This is a genomic window from Gilvimarinus sp. 1_MG-2023, from assembly GCF_030548285.1.
Genome location: NZ_JAUOSC010000017.1, coordinates 20,301 through 43,559, shown reverse-complemented (window position 1 = coordinate 43,559; position 23,259 = coordinate 20,301). Strand labels below are relative to the sequence as shown.

26 protein-coding genes are annotated in these 23,259 nt (G+C 52.8%); 21 read left to right on the top strand and 5 right to left on the bottom strand.

The annotated features are described in order from the left end of the window. Window positions 1-20: 20 nt before the first annotated feature. From Q4563_RS14780 to Q4563_RS14760, 5 genes are read right to left on the bottom strand one after another with little or no spacing between them, the layout of a single operon-like run. A complete protein-coding gene (locus Q4563_RS14780; protein ID WP_303605001.1) occupies window positions 21-890 on the bottom strand; it encodes a hypothetical protein in 870 nt (289 codons plus the stop codon). Next, window positions 890-2,059 (bottom strand): beta-ketoacyl synthase N-terminal-like domain-containing protein, encoded by a 1,170-nt coding sequence (locus Q4563_RS14775; protein WP_303605000.1) that lies wholly within the window; start codon window positions 2,057-2,059, stop codon window positions 890-892. The genes Q4563_RS14780 and Q4563_RS14775 overlap by 1 nt, the downstream gene beginning before the upstream one ends. Then, a complete protein-coding gene (locus Q4563_RS14770; RefSeq protein ID WP_215976116.1) occupies window positions 2,056-2,328 on the bottom strand; it encodes a phosphopantetheine-binding protein in 273 nt (90 codons plus the stop codon). The genes Q4563_RS14775 and Q4563_RS14770 overlap by 4 nt, the downstream gene beginning before the upstream one ends. Continuing rightward, the gene (locus Q4563_RS14765) at window positions 2,321-3,484 is read right to left on the bottom strand and encodes an ABC transporter permease (protein ID WP_303604999.1); all 1,164 of its coding nucleotides are present in this window, start codon (window positions 3,482-3,484) and stop codon (window positions 2,321-2,323) included. Before Q4563_RS14765 ends, Q4563_RS14770 begins: the two co-directional genes overlap by 8 nt. Then, entirely contained in the window at window positions 3,481-4,383 is a 903-nt protein-coding gene (locus tag Q4563_RS14760; protein WP_303604998.1) for an ABC transporter ATP-binding protein, read from the bottom strand. Before Q4563_RS14760 ends, Q4563_RS14765 begins: the two co-directional genes overlap by 4 nt. 273 nt (window positions 4,384-4,656) lie before the next feature. Between Q4563_RS14760 and Q4563_RS14755 the strand changes: the two genes are divergently transcribed. From Q4563_RS14755 to Q4563_RS14655, 21 genes are read left to right on the top strand one after another with little or no spacing between them, the layout of a single operon-like run. After that, window positions 4,657-5,346: a beta-ketoacyl synthase chain length factor gene (locus tag Q4563_RS14755; RefSeq protein ID WP_303604997.1), complete on the top strand. Its 690-nt coding sequence runs from the start codon at window positions 4,657-4,659 to the stop codon at window positions 5,344-5,346. Then, window positions 5,339-6,115, top strand: a complete 777-nt coding sequence (locus Q4563_RS14750) for a lysophospholipid acyltransferase family protein (RefSeq protein ID WP_215976112.1) — start codon at window positions 5,339-5,341, stop codon at window positions 6,113-6,115. Before Q4563_RS14755 ends, Q4563_RS14750 begins: the two co-directional genes overlap by 8 nt. Next, window positions 6,108-6,365: a phosphopantetheine-binding protein gene (locus Q4563_RS14745; protein WP_215976111.1), complete on the top strand. Its 258-nt coding sequence runs from the start codon at window positions 6,108-6,110 to the stop codon at window positions 6,363-6,365. The genes Q4563_RS14750 and Q4563_RS14745 overlap by 8 nt, the downstream gene beginning before the upstream one ends. 27 nt (window positions 6,366-6,392) lie before the next feature. Further along, the gene (locus Q4563_RS14740; protein WP_215976110.1) at window positions 6,393-6,641 is read left to right on the top strand and encodes an acyl carrier protein; all 249 of its coding nucleotides are present in this window, start codon (window positions 6,393-6,395) and stop codon (window positions 6,639-6,641) included. Further along, window positions 6,641-7,198 (top strand): hypothetical protein, encoded by a 558-nt coding sequence (locus Q4563_RS14735; protein WP_215976109.1) that lies wholly within the window; start codon window positions 6,641-6,643, stop codon window positions 7,196-7,198. The genes Q4563_RS14740 and Q4563_RS14735 overlap by 1 nt, the downstream gene beginning before the upstream one ends. Beyond that, window positions 7,195-8,574, top strand: coding sequence for an AMP-binding protein (locus Q4563_RS14730; protein WP_303604996.1), 1,380 nt, complete (start codon window positions 7,195-7,197; stop codon window positions 8,572-8,574). Before Q4563_RS14735 ends, Q4563_RS14730 begins: the two co-directional genes overlap by 4 nt. Next, window positions 8,574-8,927, top strand: a complete 354-nt coding sequence (locus Q4563_RS14725; protein ID WP_215976107.1) for an ApeI family dehydratase — start codon at window positions 8,574-8,576, stop codon at window positions 8,925-8,927. The genes Q4563_RS14730 and Q4563_RS14725 overlap by 1 nt, the downstream gene beginning before the upstream one ends. After that, window positions 8,924-9,676, top strand: coding sequence for a glycosyltransferase family 2 protein (locus Q4563_RS14720; RefSeq protein WP_303604995.1), 753 nt, complete (start codon window positions 8,924-8,926; stop codon window positions 9,674-9,676). Before Q4563_RS14725 ends, Q4563_RS14720 begins: the two co-directional genes overlap by 4 nt. After that, on the top strand, window positions 9,673-10,641 hold the full coding sequence (locus Q4563_RS14715) for an LpxL/LpxP family acyltransferase (RefSeq protein WP_303604994.1): 969 nt from the start codon (window positions 9,673-9,675) through the stop codon (window positions 10,639-10,641). The genes Q4563_RS14720 and Q4563_RS14715 overlap by 4 nt, the downstream gene beginning before the upstream one ends. After that, window positions 10,631-12,187, top strand: a complete 1,557-nt coding sequence (locus Q4563_RS14710; protein WP_303604993.1) for an HAL/PAL/TAL family ammonia-lyase — start codon at window positions 10,631-10,633, stop codon at window positions 12,185-12,187. Before Q4563_RS14715 ends, Q4563_RS14710 begins: the two co-directional genes overlap by 11 nt. Beyond that, window positions 12,180-12,641, top strand: coding sequence for an acyl-CoA thioesterase (locus Q4563_RS14705; RefSeq protein WP_303604992.1), 462 nt, complete (start codon window positions 12,180-12,182; stop codon window positions 12,639-12,641). The genes Q4563_RS14710 and Q4563_RS14705 overlap by 8 nt, the downstream gene beginning before the upstream one ends. A gap of 14 nt (window positions 12,642-12,655) precedes the next feature. After that, window positions 12,656-13,300, top strand: a complete 645-nt coding sequence (locus tag Q4563_RS14700) for an outer membrane lipoprotein carrier protein LolA (RefSeq protein WP_303604991.1) — start codon at window positions 12,656-12,658, stop codon at window positions 13,298-13,300. A 6-nt stretch (window positions 13,301-13,306) separates the two neighbouring features. After that, window positions 13,307-15,640: an MMPL family transporter gene (locus Q4563_RS14695; protein WP_303604990.1), complete on the top strand. Its 2,334-nt coding sequence runs from the start codon at window positions 13,307-13,309 to the stop codon at window positions 15,638-15,640. 14 nt (window positions 15,641-15,654) lie between these two features. Next, on the top strand, window positions 15,655-16,902 hold the full coding sequence (locus Q4563_RS14690; protein WP_303604989.1) for an NAD(P)/FAD-dependent oxidoreductase: 1,248 nt from the start codon (window positions 15,655-15,657) through the stop codon (window positions 16,900-16,902). Continuing rightward, on the top strand, window positions 16,902-17,396 hold the full coding sequence (locus Q4563_RS14685) for a hypothetical protein (protein ID WP_303604988.1): 495 nt from the start codon (window positions 16,902-16,904) through the stop codon (window positions 17,394-17,396). The genes Q4563_RS14690 and Q4563_RS14685 overlap by 1 nt, the downstream gene beginning before the upstream one ends. Further along, the gene (locus tag Q4563_RS14680; RefSeq protein ID WP_303604987.1) at window positions 17,393-18,586 is read left to right on the top strand and encodes a beta-ketoacyl-ACP synthase; all 1,194 of its coding nucleotides are present in this window, start codon (window positions 17,393-17,395) and stop codon (window positions 18,584-18,586) included. The genes Q4563_RS14685 and Q4563_RS14680 overlap by 4 nt, the downstream gene beginning before the upstream one ends. After that, window positions 18,576-19,064 (top strand): ApeP family dehydratase, encoded by a 489-nt coding sequence (locus Q4563_RS14675; protein WP_303604986.1) that lies wholly within the window; start codon window positions 18,576-18,578, stop codon window positions 19,062-19,064. Before Q4563_RS14680 ends, Q4563_RS14675 begins: the two co-directional genes overlap by 11 nt. Window positions 19,065-19,073: 9 nt before the next feature. After that, window positions 19,074-19,799, top strand: a complete 726-nt coding sequence (gene fabG, locus Q4563_RS14670) for a 3-oxoacyl-ACP reductase FabG (RefSeq protein ID WP_303604985.1) — start codon at window positions 19,074-19,076, stop codon at window positions 19,797-19,799. After that, window positions 19,799-21,025 (top strand): beta-ketoacyl-ACP synthase, encoded by a 1,227-nt coding sequence (locus Q4563_RS14665; protein WP_303604984.1) that lies wholly within the window; start codon window positions 19,799-19,801, stop codon window positions 21,023-21,025. Before fabG ends, Q4563_RS14665 begins: the two co-directional genes overlap by 1 nt. After that, window positions 21,022-22,251, top strand: a complete 1,230-nt coding sequence (locus Q4563_RS14660) for a beta-ketoacyl-ACP synthase (RefSeq protein WP_303604983.1) — start codon at window positions 21,022-21,024, stop codon at window positions 22,249-22,251. Before Q4563_RS14665 ends, Q4563_RS14660 begins: the two co-directional genes overlap by 4 nt. Window positions 22,252-22,300: 49 nt before the next feature. Further along, entirely contained in the window at window positions 22,301-23,065 is a 765-nt protein-coding gene (locus Q4563_RS14655) for a sulfite exporter TauE/SafE family protein (RefSeq protein WP_303604982.1), read from the top strand. Window positions 23,066-23,259: the final 194 nt, after the last annotated feature.

Sequence of the window (23,259 nt, the reverse complement as noted above, 5' to 3'; positions counted from 1 at the left end):
AACGATCATACGCCTGCGGGTTAGCTTGCCTTAGCGTCGTTAAGAATAATCGCGCAATAGTGGCCGCTGTGGCCCCGTGAGATGTGCAGACAGGGCGTGGGGTGATGCCTAGCCTCGGCGATTGAGGCACCGCTGAAAGCGCCGTGCGGTACGGTTCCCGCCTCTAATTCTTCCCTGCAAAATACCTCAAAAGGGTAGTCCTCGAGCTGTTGACGCTCAACATCAGTCGGCATAAAGCTGAGTTGAATTTTGGGTGCTGAAGTTGCAGTCGTCGGTAACAAATCGCTGATTGATTTGGCGTAGGCGGGGGCGCTGATGGCGCTATCCGTGGCATTTTTACCAATCAGTAACCAGTGGCTGCCCTCAAATAAAGCCGGAGCGTCTGGTGCGGCATCGAGTCGGTTTAAGTGATCGGCAATGGGAAGCGCCACTTCATCGAACGCCCCCACAAGAGCGCAGTCGGACAGGCCTGCCTTTATATCCATCATGGCGTGTAGCAGCGCCGCTTCAAAAGACAGTTTTTCTTTCGAGAGCACCAGTGCCGTGCCGGTGAGTTGTAACAGTTGGGTGAGGTAAAAGCCCGCCGAGTTGCCCAGTGTATTGACGAAGTGCAGGGGTTTGGGCAGCTCGTGTTCTGCCTCAATGGTGTGCATCACTTTCGCTGAGGTGGATACTGCCCCGCAGCGGGTCGACATATATACCCCAGTGTTGGGGGGCAGCTGGCGCTTACCTGTGCAGGCCAGGCCTCCGGCTACACATAGCTGAATATAGCGATCGATTCGGCGAATACGTTTACCGTGCCACTGTTGTATGACCGCTTGCGCATCGGCCAGCACAGGATTTTGGGCGTCTACTTTATGCAGCAGAGAATAACTATTTTCAATATACATCACTCGCTGCCTTTCTCGCCTTGGTCGTGAATGATCAGTGCATTGTTATTACCGCCAAAGGCAAAACAATTGAGTAGGTAATACCCCGGCTGGCTGGGTTTTAATTGCCGCAGCAGTTTTACCCCTAGGCCGCCATCGCCTTTAGCTGAGGGGGTGGCCGGCAGGTAGCCCGTTTGCAAGCAGCCTAATGTCAACGCCAATTCCAGCGCGCCACAGGCGCCCAAAGTGTGGCCAATATAGGGCTTAAGGGCGAAAGCGGGAGGAATGGCGCCAGCAAAAATTCGATTGAGCGCGGCCGCTTCTGCCTCGTCGTTTTTTAATGAGGCGGTGCCGTGCGCTTTAATGGCCTGTATATCGGCGGGCGAAATTTTCGCCTGCTGTAACGCCTGATCAATGACTCGGGCAATCTCCGAACCGCTGGTGTGGGCGGCGGTTAGGCTGTGGTTGTCGGTGCCAATGGCCCCGCCGGCCAAGGTAAAGCGTTGCTCTGGGGCAGGGGTAACATCGGCCGCGCTTAACAGTGCCGCACCTAAGGCTTCACCCAGTACCAGCCCGTCGCGATCGTCGTCAAAAGGGTGCATTTGCTCGCTGGGTGAGATTAATCCCAGCCCGTAAAAACCGAGCACGCTGGTGTTGTTTTCCGGCTCTAGTCCCAGCACCAGTGCGTGTTTTACTTGCCCTTGCTCGATCAGCTGCTTGGCGTACAGCAGGGCGTTGGCGCTGGATGTGCAGGCGGTTGAATATGTGTAGCGGTGCGATGAAAGCCCCAAGCTTTCGCCGAAAGTTTCGGCCAGTTTGCCATAGCCGACAATGGGCATCGACACGGCGGCCTGGTCACCGAGTTTGGCGAGGTCTTGCTGATATTGCTGCTCGGATATATGCACATCAAAAGATGAAGAGCCGATCAGCAGTGCTGTGTCTAAACGGTCGTCAGCATTTAATTCGGCGCGATCCAGCAAGTTGGCGAGCCGGTTGATCAGGATTTGATAAAAATCACCGCTGGGTTTATTGCGCATCCGGAAATAGGGAATGGCCACTTGTTCGTGAGAGCAATCGAAATGGCGCTTTACGGGTGCGGGCAACTCGAGGCGGCTGAGCGACTCCACGCAAGAGGATAAATCACTCCCCAGGCTGCAATGGGCGGCTAGTTGGCGAATGCAAACACTCATTCGGCAGTGGCGTCGGCAATGGTTTGAGCCAGTGCATCAATATCTTTCAGGGCACGCCGTGCCGCGGTGTTGCCCTCAATGCGCACACCGTATTCCTTTTTAACCGCCATACAAATTTGCAGTACGTCCAGCGAATCCAAATCCAAATCCCCAGTGAGCAGGGGCTCATCGTTGGCAATGTCGTCGGGCGTCAGCTCATCTTTGTCGCACTCTTCAATGATAATTTGCTTTAGTCGCAGTTTTAATTCGTCAGAGACGGGGCTAACCATCCTGTTGTCCTCTTTTTAATAGGGCGATGGCCAAGATCATTAATACGCAGGCCAAGCTCAATAATTTAAGTGCAGGTAGGGCAATAGCGCCCCAAGAGCCACCTCTTACTAGTACGGCAATAAAACCATCCAGAGCCCAAGCCATGGGTGACCAAGCGGCAATGGCTTGCATGGTCGGCGGCATTACAAACACGGGAATCATAACACCGCCAATGGCGGCCAGTAGTATATTGATCGCGGCGCTAGTGACGGTGGCTTGCTCTGTACTGCTGACGGTGGCGGCCAGCAAGCTGGCCATAGCCAGCGCTGCCAAGCTGGTGCAAACCCCAATGACCATAAGCGGGCCAAGGGCAACGGCTAAGCCCAGCCCCTCGGCGCCTAATAGGGGGAGCAATTGGTTACCCGCCAGTAGCATCAATAATAATTGCATTATATTGATCACAAAATAGGGGGTTAACTTAGCGGTATAAATTAATGTAGTGGAGGCGCCAAAGGTTTTTACTCGTGCCAGAGTGCGAAGTTGTCGTTCACTGATGACAGCGGTGGACAGAGGCACGGCCACAAAGAACATGGCGAAAATTAGCCAGGCGGGAACATTTTGCTGCACCGCTGTCGGAGTCGAAAGGCTTGATGGTGTGGTTGTATCGACTTCGATAAAACCCGTGCGTAAAAACTCAGCTTCGGCGTAGTCGCGATCGTAACCGAGGTCTTCGGCAATTAACGTGCTGTTAAAGACGGCGAACACTTCGCGCACAGCCGCGCCAACTAACATTCGTTCGCGCTTACCCAGTTCGGCGGCAAAGGTAATCAGTACCCCAGCCTGATTATTGGCGCCTGCCAGCGCTTGATCAAACGCCGGCTGCAGGGTAATGGCAAATAAATCACCTTGTTGGCTCAGGGGGCCTTGATGGGCGTTGAGCGATAGATGATCCGTGCCGCGCAATTGTTGTAAAAAAGCCTGGCTGGAAGGACTTTGAGCTAGGTCGTGTATTTGTCCGGTTAGCTGCACGCCGCCTTCAATGCCAAACCGCTCTTGCAATGCCATCGACATAATGACAATAAAAACCAGCGGCATAATAAACAGCAGGGCCAGAGCGTGCCAATCGCGAACGAGTAACAGCGCTTCTTTTTTGATGGCCGCGAGCAGCGCAATCATGGCTTACCCTCCGTTTCGGCTAGGGCGCGCAGATAGAGCTCTTCTAATCGGTGTTGACCGTAGCGCAGTTGACGAATATGCGCCCCATCAGCTTCCAGCGCTGCCAGCAGGGCGCCGGGAGGTACAGACTGGCTGCGCAAATCGCAGCGGTACCACAGGTTTTCCAGTGCCTCTAAGGTGAATTGGCTTTGGCAGTGCTCGCTGATCGGCTCGCTCAGTTGCACTTCCAGGTGGCGGTGATCTTCGGTCAGAAGTGTGGCCAGCTCGCCCTCCAGTAATATTTTACCCTGATGTAAGAGTGCAACGTGATCGGCAATGGCTTCCACCTCGGATAGTAAATGAGAGGTGTAAATAATGGCTGTGCCCTGTTGCTTTACTTGGGCAATGGTATCGAGCAAAAAGGCGCGAGATTGTGGGTCCACATTGGCTGTTGGCTCATCCATAATTAATAACTTGGGGGTTTGCAGCAGCGCTATGGCAAAGTTCAATCGGCGCTTGAGTCCACCTGAGTAGGTGCCCGCTTTTTGGTCGGCACAGTGGGTTAATTCCGTTTGTGACAGAGCCTGTGTCACCCGTGTTTTTTGTATGTCGCGCGCCAGGCCTAAAAGACCGGCGAAAAACATCAGGTTTTCCCGTGCAGTGAGTCGCTCGTAGAAAGCGTATTCCTGAGGTACCAGTGCAATACCTGGGTGGCCGAGTTCAACAGCTTGTCCCTCAAACAAAATTTTGCCTGAGGTTGGCTTGCGCTGGCCGGTTACCAGCGCCACCAAGGTCGTCTTGCCAGCACCATTGGGCCCCAGCAGCCCTAAGGTCTGGCCCGCTTGCAGCGATAGCGATAGATCATCGATACACGCTGTGCGTTTGCGGTAGCCGAAAGTGACGCTCTCCAGAGTCAGCAAGTTTGAGGCCTCAGTGGGGAATGGATGAAAGGCGCAACTATACCTGTTTTAAGGGTGGGCTGTTAACCGAATATGCCAGCGATAACCCCATTTCAGGCAGTGAAACCCTTTTATTACAGTGGGAGCCCGTGCGGCAGTAGTGTAAAATAACGGGTTTTGCCAAAGGGCTAAGAGCCGTAGGTCACGACCCGTGGCCGTTTAGGGATACGAACTCAAATAAGAGCACAGATTATGCACGTGTGGGTATCACAACTTCACGCTTGGGCGCCAGGAGTGGAAACGCAAGCTGATTGGCAGGGGTTTAGCCTTGAGGCTCTGCCCAGTGGCGACGATAAGCCCGCCGCGCAAGGGGTTCCGGCCATGACCCGCCGCCGTTTAACGCGCTGGGGGCGTCAGGCTATGGAGGTGGCAGAGCCGTTAGTGCCAGCTTTGGCGGCCGGTACGCCGGTGATTTTCTCCTCGCGCCACGGCGATACCGCGCGCACCTTCAAATTACTACAAGATCTCGCTCGCGGTGAACCTCTCAGCCCCAATGCTTTTAGTTTGTCGGTACATAATTCGGCGCTCGGTTTATTCACAATTCTTAAGGATATACATGCCCCGTCTCTAGCACTGGCCGCCGGTGCCGATACCCTGGCCGCCGCCTGGCAAGAGGCCTGTAGCTGGCTGGCCAGCGGCAGTGAGTCGGTGCTTTTGGTACATACCGACGAACCCCTGCACGAGTTTTATCAGCCCTTTACCGATGAGCGGGACATGCCCGCGGCGGCGGCCATGCTACTCAGCCGTACCCCGCAAGAGGGTGGGCGCTGCCTGTCTTTGACTATGTCTGGCGCGCAAACCCCGCGCACCGATGTGTCTATGTTGGCGAGCTTTTTGGCTGGTTGGTTTGCCGATGCGGCGACTATTACCCACACCAGTAACCGGCACCAATGGTGTTGGGCGCGAGTATTGACTGATGCTTAAGCGACTGAACCGCCTTTGGCGAATACTGGCAACGGGCTTTTGTTTTGCGTTCTTTTTTGGCACGGCTTTGGCGCAAACTTTGTTTATATTGCCGCTATACAGTCTGTGGCTGGGGAAGTCACCGGAAAAAACACGAAAAATCCGCCGTTTACAGCAATTAAACTTCGCATGCTTCGTGAAATTGATGGAAGTACTGGGACTCATCCGTGTGACGTTGCATAATAGCGCCCTTTTGCAGCGCTCGGCCGGTTGCATAGTGATTGCCAATCACCCCTCTTTGATTGATGTGGTAATTCTATTCGCCCGTTTGCCCGAGGCGAACTGCGTGGTGAAAAGTGCGCTCTGGCAAAATTGGTTTACTCGTGGGGTTATGCGCTCGGCTGGATTTATCAGTAACGGCAGCGCCGACGAGCTTTTGCAAGGTTGCAAACAAGCATTGGCAGAGGGGCAGGCCGTGCTGATTTTTCCGGAGGGCTCGCGCACAATACCGGGTCAACCCTTGCAGTTTAAGCGCGGAGTGGCCAATGTGGCAGTACGCACAGGCGCTCCATTATTAACGGCTTTTATTACTTGCAAACCCCTAATGCTAACCAAAGGGGAGAAGTGGTACCAGGTGCCACCTAGCAAGGGACATTTTAATGTATATCTGCAAGAGACTTTAGAGCCTCATGCACTTATTGAAGATTTTGACGACAAGCCCAAGGCGGCCAGATTATTGACTGACCACCTAGAGCAGTATTTTGAGGAAGGTTTGAAAAGCTATGACTGATCTTGATCACGACATAAAAACAATGATTATCGAAGAGCTGGAGCTCGAAGATATTACTATCGAAGATATCGACACCGAAGCGCCACTGTTCGGCGACGGCTTGGGGTTGGATTCAATTGACGCATTAGAGATCGGCTTGGCCTTACAAAAGCGCTTTAATGTTAAAATTGACGCAAACTCTGAGCAAAATAAAGAGCATTTTCGCAGTGTCGCCAGCTTGCGCGACTTTGTCTTGGCTCAACAGGCCTAAATACCCCAAACATACATAGACAGTTTCATGACAAAAGACGAAATTTATAACGAACTCAAGTCCGTACTGGTCAACTCATTTATGATTGACGAGGCAGACGTGTCATTGGACGCCGATCTGTATCAGGATCTCGACTTTGACAGTATCGATGCCATTGACCTGGCCGCTAAAATTCACAGCGTGACGGGCAAGCAATTAAAACCCGAACAGTTTAAAGGCGTTAGAACGATTGGCGATGCCGTCAATGTCGTTGATGATTTGCTGAGCAAGGACTAATGCGCATCCTCACAGCAATAGCCATTGTTGTGCTGTTGCTGTATCCACTGCTGGTGTATATCGGCATGCAATGGCTGGAACCTCGGATTCTCGGTGTGGCCATTGCGGCGGTGTATTTGACTCGCCTCGCCTTCAAAGTGAAGCAGTGGTGGCAAAGGTTAATGTTGTTACTGGGGCTAGTATCTTTTGCCGGTATGATCTGGTGGAGTAATAATGAGCTGCTGCTGAAGTTCTTGCCCAGTTTAATTAACTTAACCATGGCGGCTGTTTTTGCTTACTCCGTTTTTTATCCACCCACTATACCGGCCCGAATGGCCGCACTGGAGCACCCTGAAGGGCTGCCGGAGGTGGTGGTGGGTTACACTCTCAATGTGACATGGATGTGGATTGGGTTTTTTATAATAAATGCAGCCATAGCCGCGGCGACTGCGGTATTGGCAACGCGCGCGACATGGGCGCTGTACAACGGTTTTATCGCTTACCTCTTTATGGGGGTGCTGTTGGGCGGTGAGTTTGCCTACAGACAATTAATTTTTCGAAAAAAACACGCGTTATGAGCACATCTTTTAATATTGGCAGCTTGGCGTTGCAAGGCGGAGCCCATTGCGTCGCTCTGGACGCTCAACGTCGCTACAGCGCCGATGATTTAAAGCTGCGCGTCGAGGCGTTATATCAGAGCTTGGTGCAAAAAGATGAGCACCATGTCGGCGTCTGGCTTACCAACCCTTGGGATTTTCTATGCGTGTTTATCGCCCTGGCTCTGGCTGGTAAGCGTATTGTGATGCCCCATAACTTACAGGCGGGTACCGCTGATTGTTTGGGGCAGCATTTTTCTGCACTGATTAGCGATGATCCCGCTCTGGCCTTACACAGCTCTTATTGGCAGCTAGAGCAACTGTTGGCAGAAACTGATAATCCTGCCGATTTGGGTGAGCAAGATATTAACGAGCAGGTTGAATTGGTTCTGTTTACCTCGGGCACTACCTCAACTCCGCAACCTATCGCCAAAACCTTCGCCGATTTGCACTGTGAGTTGGCCGAATTACAACAAGTTTTCGCCGACGCGGTGGCGCAGCATCCGGTACTGGCTACCGTTTCGCACCAGCATATCTACGGGTTATTGCATTTTTTACTGTGGCCTTTGGCTCGCCGTGCGCCCATTATGCTGGAAGCTGGCCACTACCCTGAAGTCTTGGCCGGTCAGGTCGCACAATTGGCGCCGGTAGTGTTGGTGTCTAGCCCTACGCATTTGTCGCGCTTGCCGCAAACCCCGGTATTTTGTCAGCAAGCAGAAGGCTTAGCGGCAATTTTTTCATCCGGCGGACTTTTGGCAGAAACGGATGCCCAAGCGATGGCGAACATTGTCGGGCATGCCCCGTGGGAAATATTGGGCAGTACTGAAACCGGTGGCGTAGCGTATCGTAGGCGCAGCGAGTCGTCATTCTGGGCGGCTTTGCCCGGTGTTGAAGTCGAGCCCACAGCAGAGGGACAGCTGCGTGTGCGCAGCGCGCACTTAGGTGGCCTCCATGAATTTGTGATGGGCGATAAGGTTGAGTTTTTAGCCGATGGTCGTTTTCATTTGTTGGGCCGGGCCGACACTGTCGTCAAGGTAGAAGGTAAACGCTTATCGTTGAGCGAGATGGAAGCTCGGTTGAGCGAGCACCCATGGGTGCAAGAAAGCCGTGTGGCAGTTGTACGCGGTCGCAGAGATGAGGTTGGTATGGTGGTGGCGCTGAGCGAAGTGGGTTTGAGTGCGCTGCACAATGAAAAAAAATTGTTCATCAATACTACGTTAAAGAACCACCTCTCGACTTATTTTGAGAGACCGTTGTTACCGCGACGCTGGCGGTATTTTACGACCTTGCCGCGCAACAATCAGGGCAAAGTAGTGGCCGCGACTATTCAGCAATTACTGAGTGAGAGAGAACATTAATGTTGCTGCCGCCAGAGATACAAGTCCTTGATCAAGGTGACAATAGCATTGAGCTTGGTATCGAACTAAGAGAGGATTTACCGTGCTTTGCTGGTCACTTTACGGACCTGCCTGTACTGGCGGGCGTGGTGCAAATTGGTTGGGCGCTGCAATTGGCTGAGCGCTTTTTTGCGTGCCGTTTTGATTGTCGCGGCCAAGTATCTAATAAATTTCAACAGCTGGTGCGCCCGCCGGTATCGTTGATGCTGAGTTTGCAGTACCGCCCTGAAGCGCAACAGCTTAAGTTTCGCTATCGCAATGCTCTGGGTGATTGTTCGCGCGGTGTGCTCAAGGTCGAAGAGGTGTCAAAATGACTGATACCTTTCGTCTGTGTGTAGTCATTCCCGTTTATAATCACGCGCATCTACTGAGCCCCTCGTTGCGTTATCTGCGCGGCCAGGGCATTGATTGTATTGTGGTGAATGACGGTGGCGATGCTGAGGCGGGCCACACTCTGCAAGCACTGTGTACAGAAACCGGTAGTGAGTTGGTTGAGCAACACCCTAATGGTGGCAAAGGTTCTGCTGTATTGCTGGGAATGCACCACGCCTATAACTTAGGTTACAGCCACGCTGTGCAAATTGATGCCGATGGACAGCACAACGTAGAAGATACAGGCCTGTTAATAGCCGAGGCACAGGCCCACCCCATGGCGGTTATTGCCGGCATCCCCCAATACGATGCCAGCGTACCCAAGCACCGACTCTACAGCCGGTACATCACGCATTTTTGGGTGTGGGTGGAAACCTTATCGTTTGATATTAAAGACTCGATGTGCGGTTTTCGAGCCTACCCATTACAACCGGTTATTGAGCTCGCGCGAGATGTCAAAATTGGCGCGCGCATGGATTTTGATACCGAGATTTTAGTGCGATTGTACTGGCGCGGTTTGCGCGTGATATCCGTCCCCACTAAAGTGATTTATCCCGAGCAGGGTTACTCGAATTTTCGTTTGTGGGGTGACAATGTGGCCATAAGCTGGATGCACACCCGGCTGGTGGTCGGAATGATTCTTCGCTCACCGGTTTTAATCGCGCGCAAGCTGCGCCGGTGGTTGGCATGAGCGCCCCGCAAAGTTCCGGTTGGGATAATATTCGCGAACGCGGCAGTTTGCGAGCCATGCGGTTATTGTTTTGGTTTTATCGCCACGGTGGTCACTATCTGGCTTACCCTGTGGTTTGTTTGGTAGTGCTGTATTTTTTTCTTACCCGCCGTTCCACGCGTCGACATTCAGCGGCTTATTTAGCGCGGGCCACGGGGCGTCGTGCCAACTTGTGGCAAGTTTGGCGCCACCATTTGGCGTTTGGGCGAGCTCTAATGGATCGGCTGGGCGCCTGGATGGGGCGGCTTCAGCGCACCCAGGTGCATTTTCCAGGGCACGCCACCTTGGAGGCACTGCAAAATGAAAAGCGCGGCGGGCTTTTATTGGGTGCGCATTTTGGCAATTTAGAAATGTGCCGCGCGGTGGTGGCAAATGATGGTTCGTTAAAATTGAATGTCATTTTACACGCGGGCAGCACCGAAAATTTTAATGAACTACTGCGTAGTGCAAACAGCAATACCGATGTGCGTTTGATTCCGGTCACAGATGTCACGCCAGCCACTGCCATGATGCTTAAAGATAAACTGGACCAGGGCGAGTTCTTAATCTTATTGGCCGACCGTCTGCCACCGGCTAATAGCGAGCGCTTTTTTGAGGCAGATTTTCTTGGTGCGAGCGCCCGTTTTCCCGCTGGCCCCTTTTGGCTGGCCCTAATGTTGGACGCGCCAGTGTATTTCTTAGCCGGCTACACCACCGAAAGTGGCTACGAGGCCAGTATGGATTTATTGTACGATGGCGGAAGGGTGGCGCGCAGTAAGCGCGATGCCGCCTGCCAAGAAATTTTGGGGAAGTATGTACAGCGATTAGAGGCGCTGTGCCATCGTTACCCACTACAGTGGTTTAATTTTTATGACTACTGGAATGATGATTTAACCACTAAAACCGATAAGCGAGATTCAGGAGCAACTGGCAACAATGACCGTTAATACTTCGCGAAAAACCATTGAGTTCGGCGGTGCGCCGGTCACTATTGAAGATATCGTCGCAATCTCTCGGGGTGCCAGTGCACGTATCACTGACGAGAAAGCATCGCGTCAGCGCATTGAGGCCAGCGCCCAATTTGTCAAAGATTTGTGGCAAGAAGAGGGTGTCATTTACGGTGTTACAACCGGCTATGGTGACTCATGCACTGTGTCTATTCCATCGCATTTGGTGGAAGAGTTACCACTGCATTTAACCCGCTTTCACGGTTGCGGCTTGGGTCGCGATTTTGATCGCGCCCACGGTCGCGCTATTCTCGCCTCACGCTTGGCCTCACTGTCGCGCGGCTATTCCGGTGTCCGCATGGAATTGTTGGATCGCTTGGCAGACTATATTGAGCAAGATATTGTGCCCGTGGTTCCCGAAGAGGGCTCGGTGGGCGCCAGTGGTGACTTAACCCCGCTGTCGTATGTGGCCGCGTCTTTGGTGGGCGAGCGCGATGTGTATTTTAAAGGCGAGCGCAAAAGCACCGCCGAAGTTTTACAGGCGCAAGGCATAACCCCATTGCAGCTGCGCCCTAAAGAAGGCTTGGCGATTATGAACGGCACCGCGGTCATGACCGCCATTGCCTGTCTGACCTTTGATCGCGCACAGTATTTGGCCAAGTTGGCCACCCGCTTAACGGCGATGGTGAGCGTGGCCCTAAAAGGCAACACCAATCATTTTGATGGCAAGTTGTTTTCCGTTAAACCGCACCCCGGCCAAGGTCAAATTGCCCGTTGGATTCACGACGACCTACAAGCCGCCGAGGTGGAGCGTAACTCCGACCGATTGCAAGATCGATACTCAGTGCGCTGCGCTCCACATATTATCGGTGTGCTGCAAGATTCGCTGCCCTGGTTCCGTCAGTTTATTGAAACCGAATTGAACAGCGCCAATGACAATCCTATTATCGACGGTGAGGGCGAGCATGTACTGCACGGTGGTCATTTTTACGGTGGTCATATTGCGTTCGCCATGGACTCGTTAAAAGTGGCCGTTGCCAATGTGGCCGATTTGGTCGATCGCCAGATGGCGCTGCTGATGGATGTGAAATTCAATAATGGTTTACCATCCAACCTGTCGGGGGCAACGCCAGACCGGGCAATGATCAATCACGGCTTTAAAGCCGTACAAATTGGTACATCAGCCTGGGCGGCCGAAGCCCTTAAAAACACCATGCCAGCCAGTGTCTTTTCTCGCTCCACTGAGTGTCACAACCAAGATAAGGTCAGTATGGGTACCATCGCGGCCCGCGATTGCGAACGAGTGCTGGAGTTAACCGAGCAAGTCGTAGCGGCCGGCTTACTGGCTGCCACCCAAGCGTTTTATCTGCGTAAACAGCAAGGTGACTTTGACCACAGTGCTATTACACCCACTCTGGAGTCTATGTACTCAGAGGTGCGAGAATACTTTGATATCGTCGATGAGGATCGGCCACTGGAAGGTGTGCTGCGCCAAACCATTCAGCTGATTCGCGAACAGCGCTGGGAGCTTTACCCCAATGACTAAAACACAACTCGTGACCGTGTCACTGGAACGCAAAATCCCGTTTTATGATGTCGACAGTATGGATATTGTCTGGCACGGCCACTATGTGAAATATTTTGAAGACGCGCGCTGCGAATTGCTCGACGCGCTCGACTATAACTACCAAACCATGCGTGATTCGGGCTTTGGTTTTCCGGTGGTGGATTTACGCATTAAGTACGTGCGCCCAGCTCTGTTTAATCGCACTGTACGTATTGAAGCCACATTGGAAGAGTGGGAAGTGCGGCTAAAAATTGCCTACCGTATTGTCGATGCCGACACTAATGAGGTGCTTACTAAAGGTTACACAGTACAGGTGGCGGTGGATTTGAGTAGCAATGAAATGTGCTTTGCGATGCCTGATGTTCTGGCGCAAAAATTAGCCGCCTATCACAAACAACAGCCCACCACACCAGCGTCAGAAAATCCTAGGTGAAAAGAGGTGTAGTGATGAAATGGCTGAGTGTATGCCTACTGTGTCTTTTGTGTGTGAACGCTTGGGCTGATGCTATCAGCAGTGCCGACAACGGCCCCGCTGATGGCAAATGGCGCAATGCCAGCAGTGCAGATGATCAAAAACATCTGCAGTCCGTGGCGGCTCAGCTGGCAAACTCCTTACCGGTGCACGGCCAAATGCAACAACATAAATATATGGCCATTTTGAATGAACCGTTGGTCTCTTCCGGCACTTTCGACTTAAAAACGAATGGTGATCTGACTTGGTCGGTGCAAGAACCTTTTGCCGTGCTTTATCGTATTGTCGATGGCACAATCATGCGCACCCTAGAGGGTGAGCAAACCGAAATTACCGCTCGCAAAGAACCATCGGTGTATGGTTTTTTTCAAATTGTGGGCAAACTTTTTGATTTGCAACTAAAAGGCTTAGAGTCCTTTTTTACCGTACAGCTACCACACTCGGAGTTGGATGCTCAATGGCAATTGCGTTTGCTGCCTAATAATAAACGTTTAGCAAGCGCCATTGCGGCGATTGTCGTTACCGGTGAGCAAGGCAGGTTGCACAGCGTCACCGTGCAGGAACCCAATGCCGATTACACCCGGATTCAATTCCAGTACGCCGCACAGGCCGAGGAGTAATAGAGTGTGAGCATGGGGCGAGCTGTGCGCAGCTTTCAATACGCTTGTCTTTTGCTTATGCTGACCACGATTGTGTTCGGTGTGGCGGGTTTACACCGGTTGCAGTTTAATAATGACCTGCTTGCACTTTTCCCCGGGCAAACTGAACAATCAGCTGAGGTGATAGCCAATCGCAAGCGAGCCTCACAGATTGAGAGAGAGATATTACTGCTGGTGCACACCAGCGATCAGGCCCAGCTGCAAGTGGCCATCGCCTCGGTTACCGCACGTTTGACCGACTGCGCCTGCTTCGCCAAAGTAGGCGCGGATGCCGCCGGTTTAGCCGGCGAACAAACTTTTAGTTTACCGGGTGCTCACCCCGCGTTACTACTTAGCGCGAAATGGCGCGACCGCCTGCAAAACCTGTCAGCCGAGCAACTAAAAGAACGCACCTTGCGCCGGTTATTGATGCGCCCGGGTGGTTTTTCCGCGGCTGAATTGCATACAGACCCTCTAGGCAGTCTTGCCGATTTTAAAGATAGCTGGCAGTCAGATCTAGGATCAGTTCGCCTGTCGGACGCAGGGTTGGCTATGGTGGATATTGGCGGGGCCGATTACGCCCTAATGCGCCTGACCTTGGCCGATTCACCCTACCGCCTCGAGGTGCAGCAAACGGCGGGGCAGGCATTGTCGCAGGCATTTAATGAGCTCCGCACTTTGCCAGGTGCCGACCTGCTTTATGCCGGAGCCTTTTTCTACACCCAAGCGGGTGCCGAGCAGGCACGTAGTGAAATCTCTACCGTCGGTTTGGGCTCGTTAATCGGTATTGTGTGTTTGTTTTTATTGGTATTTCGCAGTGTGGGTTTACTGTTGTTGGCCATCGTTCCCATTGCTGTGGGTGTGCTGGCCGGACTCAGTGTCGTGCAATGGTGGTTTGGCCAAGTGCATATTATTGCCTTGGTGTTCGGCTCGGCCTTGGTTGGGGTGGCCATTGATTACACCTTGCACTTTTATGCCAAACGTTTAGATGCCCAGCAACACTGGCAGCTGGGTTCGGATTACCGTCGCTTACTTGCGCCCCTTAGCTTAGGGTTATTGACCAGTGTGGCGGGGTATTTAAGCTTTACCGCCACGGGCTTTCCGGGGTTTACCCAGATAGCGGTGATGTCCAGCGCTGGCCTAGTGGCGGCTTTTGTCACTGTTATGGGGCTCTACCCGATTTTGCTACGCAAGCCCAGTCGGCATGGGCTATCGCGCCCCTTACTAAATTTACTGAACTGGGGGCAAAGGCGTCATCAGGCTGTGGCGGAATTGTTTCGTCGACGCTTGAGTGGTTTGATATTACTGCTAATGGTCGTGTTGATATGGCCGCTTTGGCAAAGTAATGACGATATCCGCCAAATGCAAAATGCACCGCAGGAGTTGCTCGATATGGAAGAGGTGTTCCGCACTCAGCTTGGGGGGCGCAGGGCAATGCAATACATATTGTTAGAAGCTGACGATTACCCGCAACTCCTTAACCGCGTGCAAGCGGTGGATGCCGCACTTGCGCCTCTCCAACAAACCGGTCATTTGGCCAGTTTTGCTGCGCTTAACCACTGGTTGCCTAGCGTGCAGCAACAGCGAGCCAATCAGTTACTGTGGCAAGAGCGAGTGATAGATTCGGGGGTATTAGAATCCGTGCTGATCAGCCTTGGAGTTAACTCAAAGGCTGTGGCGTCAATGATGGCCAGCCAGCAAGAAGTGCCTTTTATTGAGCCTGATGCAGTGTTAGTCGCTAGCGGGCAATATGCTGCCGTGCCCTTGGTGTTTCAGCGCGAAGACAAAGTGTACAGTGTGATCACACTCAATACGCCGCTCGATACTCATTATTTGGCGTCGCTGGTAGCCCCTTGGCCCTATGCACAATGGGTAGACCCTGTGGCTCGGACCAATCAATTACTGCAAAAGTATCGCCACAACGCTAGCGGGCTGTTGGCACTGGCCTATGGTTTAATCGGGGTGCTTTTGTGTGGGCCTTATGGTGTGCTCGGGGCGCTAAGGGTTATTGCCCCTCCTGCCATCGCCAGTGTGATTACCTTGTGTGGGCTACTGGTTGTGGGCATTGATATCAGTGTGTTTCATATTATGGCCTTAATGCTCGTGTTGGGCATTGGTATTGATTACACACTGTTTGTGCGCGAATCCGGCGGGGTATCAAGGTCTACGTTACTGGCCATTGGTTTATCCACTGTAACGACCGTGTTATCTTTTGGCCTACTGGCGTTAAGTGGTACCCAGGCCATAGCGCATTTTGGTTTGGCGGTTTTGTTGGGAATTGTACTGGCATTTTTATTGGCGCCCTTGGCGCAACATAAGTGAAATGGGGAAAGGATATGGCAGCTGTGCCTAAGCAAGTGGATGTGGTCATTATCGGTGCGGGACCGTCTGGCGCTATCGCCTCGGCACTGCTGAACAAAAAAGGCTATAGCGTTATTGTGTTTGAAAAACAGCAGTTTCCGCGCTTTTCTATCGGCGAAAGCTTGCTGCCACAATGCATGGAATATATCGAGCAGGCGGGTTTCTTGCCCGCCATTCGCGATGCCGGTTTTCAGTTTAAAAATGGCGCTGCTTTTGCTTGGGGCGAGCGCTATACCTATTTCAATTTTGAAGAAAAATTCTCGCCGGGCCACGGCACTACTTTTCAGGTAGAGCGCGCACATTTTGACAAACTTATGGCTGATGAAGCACAAAAACAGGGTGTGGACATCCGTTACCGCCATGTGATTAATGACTGTCAATTACACGAAGGCGGCGGCAATACGCTAACTTACACCACCCCAGAAGGTGAAACTGCCACCATCGATTGTCGCTTTGTGCTCGATGCCAGCGGTTTTGGCCGCGTGTTGCCGGGCCTACTTGATTTGGAGGAGCCTTCAGATTTTCCTGTTCGTCAAGCGGCATTTACCCATATTAATGATGGCATTGCTTTCGGCGATTTTGATCGCAATAAAATCTTGGTAACAGTTCATCCGCAAGAGCGTGATATTTGGTATTGGCTGATACCTTTTAGTGGCGGTAAATGTTCGTTAGGAGTAGTTGCCAGTGAAGAGAAACTGAAAAAACGCGGCAAAGACACGCCTATGGAGTTGCTACAGGCCATGGTGGCCGAGGCGCCCGAGCTTGCCAAAATGCTAGATCGTGCCGAGTGGAATAATGATGCCAACCATATCACCGGTTACTCTTGTAATGTTAAGCACTTGGCCAACAATCACTACGCTTTGTTGGGTAATGCTGGCGAGTTTCTCGACCCAGTATTTTCCTCCGGTATCACCATCGCCATGCGTTCGGCGACAATGGCTGTCGATGTGTTAACGCGTCAGCTAGAAGGCGAAACCGTAGACTGGCAAGCCGACTACGAAATTCCGCTGCGCAAAGGGGTGGACACCTTCCGTGTATTTGTCGACGCTTGGTACGAAGGGCTATTTCAAGATACGATTTTTTATCCGCACCAATCGGTCAGCGTGCGTGAAATGATCTCATCCATTTTGGCCGGTTACGCGTGGGATGAAAACAACCCATTTGTGGCTGAGCCGCGTCGCCGTATGGGCGCTTTGGCCGAGTTTTGTTCGTCAGGCGACTAATGCAAAAGCTTATTGCTCTCGGGCTGTTAATAGTGTTGGCTGGCTGTGCCAGCCCCTTGGCCGCACCCCATAATGGTTCTTGCCCAGCACCAGCGGCTGCGACGTTACTCGTGTCTCAATCGCTCGGCTCAGCCCCTTTAGTGGTGAGAGTGCAGCTCGAAGCGGATGCCGTGCGATTTATTGGGATCGATACACTGGGCAGTTTGCAATTTAATGCCCGCCTGGCAAAGCAAAAAGTCGCGCTTGAAACGCAACCGTTTTACCGCGGACTTGACCCCGAAACTTTAGTCAGTGCACTTTATTGGTGGCTAATACGCGACAGCCTAAACCCATCCTGTGTCAGTGCCGCGGGTTTAAACTTGCAGCACACAGGGCAGGGCACGCAACTGCAGTCGTCATCGCGAACGGTATGGCAGTGGCAGCCAGAGGCACCAAATACCATCGCTTTGCCCCTTAAAAACATAACATTACAAATACGGACCAACTCTCCATGATGCCAGCGTGCTATTTAGCGGATTTGGGTTTGATCAATGCTCTGGGCCACGACAAAGCCAGCGTGGCCCAGGCCCTGTTTGCCGGCGATCTCGGCTTGGCCCCGTGCGATTGGGTGCCGGGTAAGCCCACTTACACGGCGCCAGTGACGGCTCCTTTGCTGCCCGTGCCCGAGTGCCTGGCGCTCTATCGCAGTCGCAATGCGCAGCTGGCCTTAACCGCTATTGCCCAAATACAAAGCAGTATTGATCAGGTTAAAAAACGTTACCCCAGTGCTCGCATTGCGGTGGTTGCGGGTACTAGTACCTCGGGTATTGCTGAAGGCGAAGACGCAGTGGCGCACTGGCAGGGCGAGGGTGAACGGCCAGAGCACTATCATTATCGTGCCCAAGAAATTGGTAATCTAGCTGAACTAATAGCCGACTACTGCCAACTGCAAGGGGTTGCTTATACCTTATCCACCGCCTGTTCTTCCAGCGGCCATGCCTTAGCGTCAGCACAACGCTTACTGGCAACCGACATGGCCGATGCGGTTATTGCCGGTGGCGCCGACAGTTTGTGCCGGTTGACCGTCAACGGATTTGCCGCATTGGACTCGGTCAGTGAAGGGCCCTGCACCCCGTTTGGGGAAGGGCGCACGGGTATTAATATCGGCGAGGCGGCGGCGTTTTTTATGGTCACTCGCGAGCCCATTGGGGGGCGTATTCAGTTGTTAGGCGCGGGAGCCTCATCCGATGCTCACCATATATCGGCGCCCGATCCTGCTGGCAGTGGCGCCGAAGCGGCCATTAAAACGGCCTTGGAGCAGGCGCAGTTAGCCCCAGCCGACATTAACTATATCAACCTGCACGGCACCGGGACACCGCTCAACGATGCGATGGAGTCGGCCGTAGTGTCGCGTTTGTTTCCCCACGGCCCTAAGGTCAGCAGCAGTAAAGGCCAGTTGGGTCATACCTTGGGCGCGGCAGGGGCCACCGAAGCGGGGCTGATGTGGTTAGCACTGCTAAACGACAGTGGTAAACTACCGCCTCACTGCTACCATGGCCATTACGACCCGGCGCTGCCCAATCTTAATCTCGTGCAGGTAGGTGATTGTGTCAGTGCCGAGAAGCGGCGCTGTTATTTAAGCAATTCGTTTGCTTTTGGTGGCAATAACGCCGCAATCATTTTGGGCGTGCAGAATGAATCTTGATACATTAATACCGCACCGGCCGCCGTTCAGGCTGATTGACCAAGTGCTTGACCATGCGCCGGATTGGGTCTTAACCGGTGCCACCATTGAACAGGATAATACGCTTTACGATGCGGCTCGCGGCGGCGTGCCCGCCTGGTGTAGCGTTGAATATATGGCGCAAACCGCTGCGGTGTGGGTGGGGTTGAGCGAATCAGTGGCCGAGGCCGCACAACCGGCCTTTTTAATTAGCGCCCGCTCGGTGCAGTCGAGCGTTGCGAGCTTTAGTTTGGGAGCGATGCTGCAGGTGCGGGTGGATGTCAATTTAATCGACGGGCCGATTGTGGCCTTTCACGGAAAAATTACGCAGTGTGTAAACGACGAGTGGCAAACGGTCAGTGAAGGGGAGTTTTCCGCCTTTCGTCCCGATAGCCTCGAAGACTATTTGCGGTTAAGCGATCCGCAGCACGTTGCTCAAGCGGGGCAGGGCGCCCTTTAGGAGAAAGTTATGGCTCGTCAGATTCTCGTGACTGGCTCAAGTCGCGGCATTGGCCGCGCAATTGCGTTGCAACTGGCACGCGAAGGTTTTGATGTGGTTGTCCATTGTCGTGGTAGTTTGGAAAAAGGGCGCGAAGTAGTCGCCGAAATCCAAGCGCTGGGGCGCGACAGCGAACTGCTCAGTTTTGATGTGGCCGATCGCAGTGCGGCGCGCGCAGCGTTAACCGAGTATGTCGAGCGCAAGGGCGCTTTTTATGGCGTGGTATGCAATGCTGGTATAACTCGCGACAACGCCTTTCCGGCGATGTCGGAAGACGATTGGGACAGTGTGATTCACACCAACCTCGACGGCTTTTACAATATTTTGCAGCCATTGGTAATGCCGATGGTGCAAGCGCGCCAAGGTGGGCGTATTGTGACGTTATCTTCCGTAGCGGGCTTGGCGGGCAACCGCGGCCAAGTTAATTACAGCGCTACCAAAGCCGGCTTGATTGGCGCCACTAAATCTTTGGCGCTAGAGTTAGGCAAACGCAAAATTACCGTTAACTGTGTGGCGCCGGGAATTATTGAAACCGATATGGTTGATGAGGTTTTTGCCGACGAAGCGAAAAAAATGATTCCACTTCGACGCTTTGGTCAAGCTGAGGAAGTGGCAAGCTTAGTGTCTTATTTAATGAGTGATTCGGCCTCCTACATCACCCGTCAGGTGATCTCTGTTAACGGTGGAATGTTGTAATGCGTAGAGTGGCAATTACCGGAGTGGGTGCGGTTAGCGCCCTGGGCAATGACTGGCCTAGCGTAGAGGCGGATCTGCGGGCCGGCCAAAACAAGGTGCAAGTGTTTAGTGAGTGGGATGCGATCGAAGGGCTCAACACCCGCCTGGGTGCCCCCGTTGAATTTGCCACACCCAAACACTACCCGCGCAAAAAACTGCGCTCTATGGGGCGGGTGTCGGTGATGGCGGTAGATGCCAGCGAACGCGCCTTGACGATGGCCGGTCTACTCGATGATCCACTGCTCAAAAGCGGCCGCGCGGGTGTCTCATACGGCTCCTGCATTGGTACGCCGGGCGATGTACCCGCGCTGACCCGCGTGGTGAGTGATAACACCACTGTGGATATCACTGCCTCTACCTACCTGCGCACTATGACGCACACAGCCACAGTGAATATCGGTCTGTTCTTTGGTATGACTGGCCGCATTATTCCCACGGCCTCAGCGTGTACCTCGGGCAGCCAAGGCATTGGTTATGCTTACGAGGCGATTAAATACGGCATGCAAGACATCATGATTGCCGGTGGTGCCGAAGAGTTTCATGTTACCCCCGTGGCGGTATTTGATACCCTGTTTGCCACCAGTACCAGTAACGATACCCCCGAGCTAACACCTCGCCCGTTTGATAAAAATCGCGATGGTTTAGTTCTGGGTGAAGGCGCCTGCTCCCTAATTTTGGAAGAGTACGAACACGCTAAAGCTCGCGGCGCGACTATACTGGGTGAAATCGTCGGCTACGGCACCAACTCCGACGGCGCCCACGTGACCGAGCCTCGCGCTGTAACAATGGCTGGCGCCATGCGCACCGCCCTAAACGATGCACAATTAACCGCTGCCGATATAGGTTATGTCAACGCCCACGGTACCGCCACTGCTAAGGGCGATGTGGCCGAATCACAGGCAACCTGTGAAGTGCTGGGTGAAGGCAAACCGATTAGCTCGCTGAAAAGTTATATCGGCCATACCTTGGGGGCTTGCGGCGCGCTGGAAGCTTGGATGACCTTAGAAATGATGCACGCGGGCTGGTTTGCCCCCACTATTAATTTAACCGAAGTCGACCCCGACTGCGCCCCTTTAGATTATATTCAAGGGGCGGGGCGCGAACTGGATTGTCAGTATGCCATGAGCAACAACTTCGCTTTCGGTGGGGTTAATACATCGCTGATTATTAAACGCGGCGACTCATGACTCGGGTGGTTGTAACTGGGCTCGGTGCGGTCACTGCGCTGGGCTCTGATTGGTCGAGCTTCAGTGATGCGGTGCACCAAGGGCGCAGCGGTATTCGTGTGATGCACGAATGGGCCGATATTAAAGGCTTAAACACCCAGCTGGGTGGCCCGGTGGATGGCTTTCAGCTGACCGGGGATTACCCCCGCAAAAAAATTCGCAGCATGGGGCGGGTGTCACAATTGGCCACCGTGGCCAGTCGCGATGCATTGCTGATGGCGGGCTTATTAGATGACCCACTGCTAACCAGTGGTCGCACAGGTATAGCCTATGGCTCCTCTACTGGCAGTACCGACGCCGCCCGCGAGTTTGCACAAATGCTCACCGATCGCGATTTAACCCGTATTACCGCCACGACTTATATCAAAATGATGAGCCACACCACCGCGGTTAACCTCGGTGTGTTTTTTGAAATTAAAGGGCGAGTGTATCCCACCTCATCGGCCTGTACTTCCGGCAGTCAAGCCATTGGTTACGCTTACGAGGCTATTGCCAGTGGGCGGCAAGATATTATGTTGGCCGGTGGAGCCGAAGAGCTGTGTCCTACCGAAGCCGCTGTGTTTGATACCTTTCGTTCGGCCAGCACCAAAAACGATACCCCCAACCAAACCCCAAGCCCATTTGATGCAAAGCGCGATGGTTTAGTCATTGGCGAGGGCGCCGGCAGCTTGATTTTAGAATCACTAGAACATGCTCAGGCACGCGGTGCAGACATTTATGGTGAAGTAGTTGGTTTTGGTACCAACTCCGATGGCGGTCACGTCACTCAACCCGATAGCGACAGCATGCAGGTTACCATGCAGCTTGCTTTGAAAGATGCGGGTTTACAAACCTCAGATATTGATTATCTAAACGCCCACGGCACTGCCACCCAATATGGCGATGTCACCGAAAGCCAAGCCTCTTATGCAGTGTTTCAAGATCGTGTGCCGGTCAGCAGTTGCAAGGGCCATTTGGGGCACTCTTTGGGCGCAGGTGGTGCAATCGAAGCCTGGGCCTGTCTACACATGATGCGCGATGGCTGGGTAATGCCAACGTTAAATTTAAACCAAGTCGATGCCAACTGCGCCCCTTTGCAGTATGTCATGGGCGGCGTTCTCACCCAATCAAGCGTGCACATGATGTCCAATAATTTTGCCTTTGGTGGTATTAACACCTCGTTAATTTTTAAACGTTACGACGGCTAATCAATCGTTTGCCGCATTCCTAGCGACACTGAAATAAGTGGTGGAAATAATGATTGATCAGTGGATGTTTTACCTTTTGGCCGTACCAATTGTGCTGCTGGTGGGGTTGTCGAAAGGTGGGTTTGGCGGCGGCTTGGGTTCGCTCGCCGTACCAGTGCTGTCACTTGCAGTTGATCCGCGTTTAGCGGCTGCCGTGTTACTGCCGATTTTGTGCAGTATGGATTTGGTTAGCCTATGGAGCTTTCGCGGTAAGTGGGACAAGCGCAATTTATTAATTTTATTTCCTGCGGCTATGCTCGGTTTAGCCTTAGGCGCTGCTATGCACACCTATATGGATGCTAATAAAATTCGTTTTATAGTGGGTATTATGGCGTTGTATTTTGTGGGGCATTACTTGTGGGGTAAGCATGTTATACAGCGCGTCGTCGCACAAAAAGCCAGCGTTACGCGCGGCGGATTTTGGGGGGCAGTGGCGGGCTTTGTTAGTTACATCGCCCACGCCGGTGGCCCACCCATTTCCATTTATTTAATCCCGCAGCAATTACCCAAAACCGTATTTGTCGGCACCACGGTAATTTTTTTCAGTGTGGTTAACTACGTTAAATTAGTGCCTTATGTGTGGACTGGCCAGCTGGATTTAAGCGCGTTTTATACCTCTTTAGTGCTTCTGCCCTTAGTTCCCATTGGTGTGGGCTTAGGCGTGTGGCTTCACCACCGCGTATCGGATAAATGGTTTTACGGCATGTGCTATGTGCTGTTGGCATTTGCAGGGATTAAGCTTGTGAGTGAAGCCTTGCTGGTCTGGTTTGGGTAGGATTGGGGGGCGCTCTAAAGGGTGAACTTTGCTTGGTGAAATGTACTTGATCACTTTATAGCTTAGCTTGGCGTTGTGTTGATGTCTGATCTAATTGGAAGCGATGGGCTATAGAATAAATCATGACTTCAATACGTTAGAGTTGGAGTTAGTATTCCCTAAATCTACGGTAAAATTTATTTTTCTTATCCTGT

What these genes read in the sequence shown, in the direction of transcription:
- Q4563_RS14780 (WP_303605001.1), bottom strand. Translation starts at nt 890, where the DNA reads ATGTATATTGAAAATAGTTATTCTCTGCTGCATAAAGTAGACGCCCAA.
- Q4563_RS14775 (WP_303605000.1), bottom strand. Translation starts at nt 2,059, where the DNA reads ATGAGTGTTTGCATTCGCCAACTAGCCGCCCATTGCAGCCTGGGGAGT.
- Q4563_RS14770 (WP_215976116.1), bottom strand. Translation starts at nt 2,328, where the DNA reads ATGGTTAGCCCCGTCTCTGACGAATTAAAACTGCGACTAAAGCAAATT.
- Q4563_RS14765 (WP_303604999.1), bottom strand. Translation starts at nt 3,484, where the DNA reads ATGATTGCGCTGCTCGCGGCCATCAAAAAAGAAGCGCTGTTACTCGTT.
- Q4563_RS14750 (WP_215976112.1), top strand. Translation starts at nt 5,339, where the DNA reads ATGCTTAAGCGACTGAACCGCCTTTGGCGAATACTGGCAACGGGCTTT.
- Q4563_RS14745 (WP_215976111.1), top strand. Translation starts at nt 6,108, where the DNA reads ATGACTGATCTTGATCACGACATAAAAACAATGATTATCGAAGAGCTG.
- Q4563_RS14740 (WP_215976110.1), top strand. Translation starts at nt 6,393, where the DNA reads ATGACAAAAGACGAAATTTATAACGAACTCAAGTCCGTACTGGTCAAC.
- Q4563_RS14735 (WP_215976109.1), top strand. Translation starts at nt 6,641, where the DNA reads ATGCGCATCCTCACAGCAATAGCCATTGTTGTGCTGTTGCTGTATCCA.
- Q4563_RS14730 (WP_303604996.1), top strand. Translation starts at nt 7,195, where the DNA reads ATGAGCACATCTTTTAATATTGGCAGCTTGGCGTTGCAAGGCGGAGCC.
- Q4563_RS14725 (WP_215976107.1), top strand. Translation starts at nt 8,574, where the DNA reads ATGTTGCTGCCGCCAGAGATACAAGTCCTTGATCAAGGTGACAATAGC.
- Q4563_RS14720 (WP_303604995.1), top strand. Translation starts at nt 8,924, where the DNA reads ATGACTGATACCTTTCGTCTGTGTGTAGTCATTCCCGTTTATAATCAC.
- Q4563_RS14715 (WP_303604994.1), top strand. Translation starts at nt 9,673, where the DNA reads ATGAGCGCCCCGCAAAGTTCCGGTTGGGATAATATTCGCGAACGCGGC.
- Q4563_RS14710 (WP_303604993.1), top strand. Translation starts at nt 10,631, where the DNA reads ATGACCGTTAATACTTCGCGAAAAACCATTGAGTTCGGCGGTGCGCCG.
- Q4563_RS14705 (WP_303604992.1), top strand. Translation starts at nt 12,180, where the DNA reads ATGACTAAAACACAACTCGTGACCGTGTCACTGGAACGCAAAATCCCG.
- Q4563_RS14700 (WP_303604991.1), top strand. Translation starts at nt 12,656, where the DNA reads ATGAAATGGCTGAGTGTATGCCTACTGTGTCTTTTGTGTGTGAACGCT.
- Q4563_RS14690 (WP_303604989.1), top strand. Translation starts at nt 15,655, where the DNA reads ATGGCAGCTGTGCCTAAGCAAGTGGATGTGGTCATTATCGGTGCGGGA.
- Q4563_RS14685 (WP_303604988.1), top strand. Translation starts at nt 16,902, where the DNA reads ATGCAAAAGCTTATTGCTCTCGGGCTGTTAATAGTGTTGGCTGGCTGT.
- Q4563_RS14680 (WP_303604987.1), top strand. Translation starts at nt 17,393, where the DNA reads ATGATGCCAGCGTGCTATTTAGCGGATTTGGGTTTGATCAATGCTCTG.
- Q4563_RS14675 (WP_303604986.1), top strand. Translation starts at nt 18,576, where the DNA reads ATGAATCTTGATACATTAATACCGCACCGGCCGCCGTTCAGGCTGATT.
- fabG (WP_303604985.1), top strand. Translation starts at nt 19,074, where the DNA reads ATGGCTCGTCAGATTCTCGTGACTGGCTCAAGTCGCGGCATTGGCCGC.
- Q4563_RS14665 (WP_303604984.1), top strand. Translation starts at nt 19,799, where the DNA reads ATGCGTAGAGTGGCAATTACCGGAGTGGGTGCGGTTAGCGCCCTGGGC.
- Q4563_RS14660 (WP_303604983.1), top strand. Translation starts at nt 21,022, where the DNA reads ATGACTCGGGTGGTTGTAACTGGGCTCGGTGCGGTCACTGCGCTGGGC.
- Q4563_RS14655 (WP_303604982.1), top strand. Translation starts at nt 22,301, where the DNA reads ATGATTGATCAGTGGATGTTTTACCTTTTGGCCGTACCAATTGTGCTG.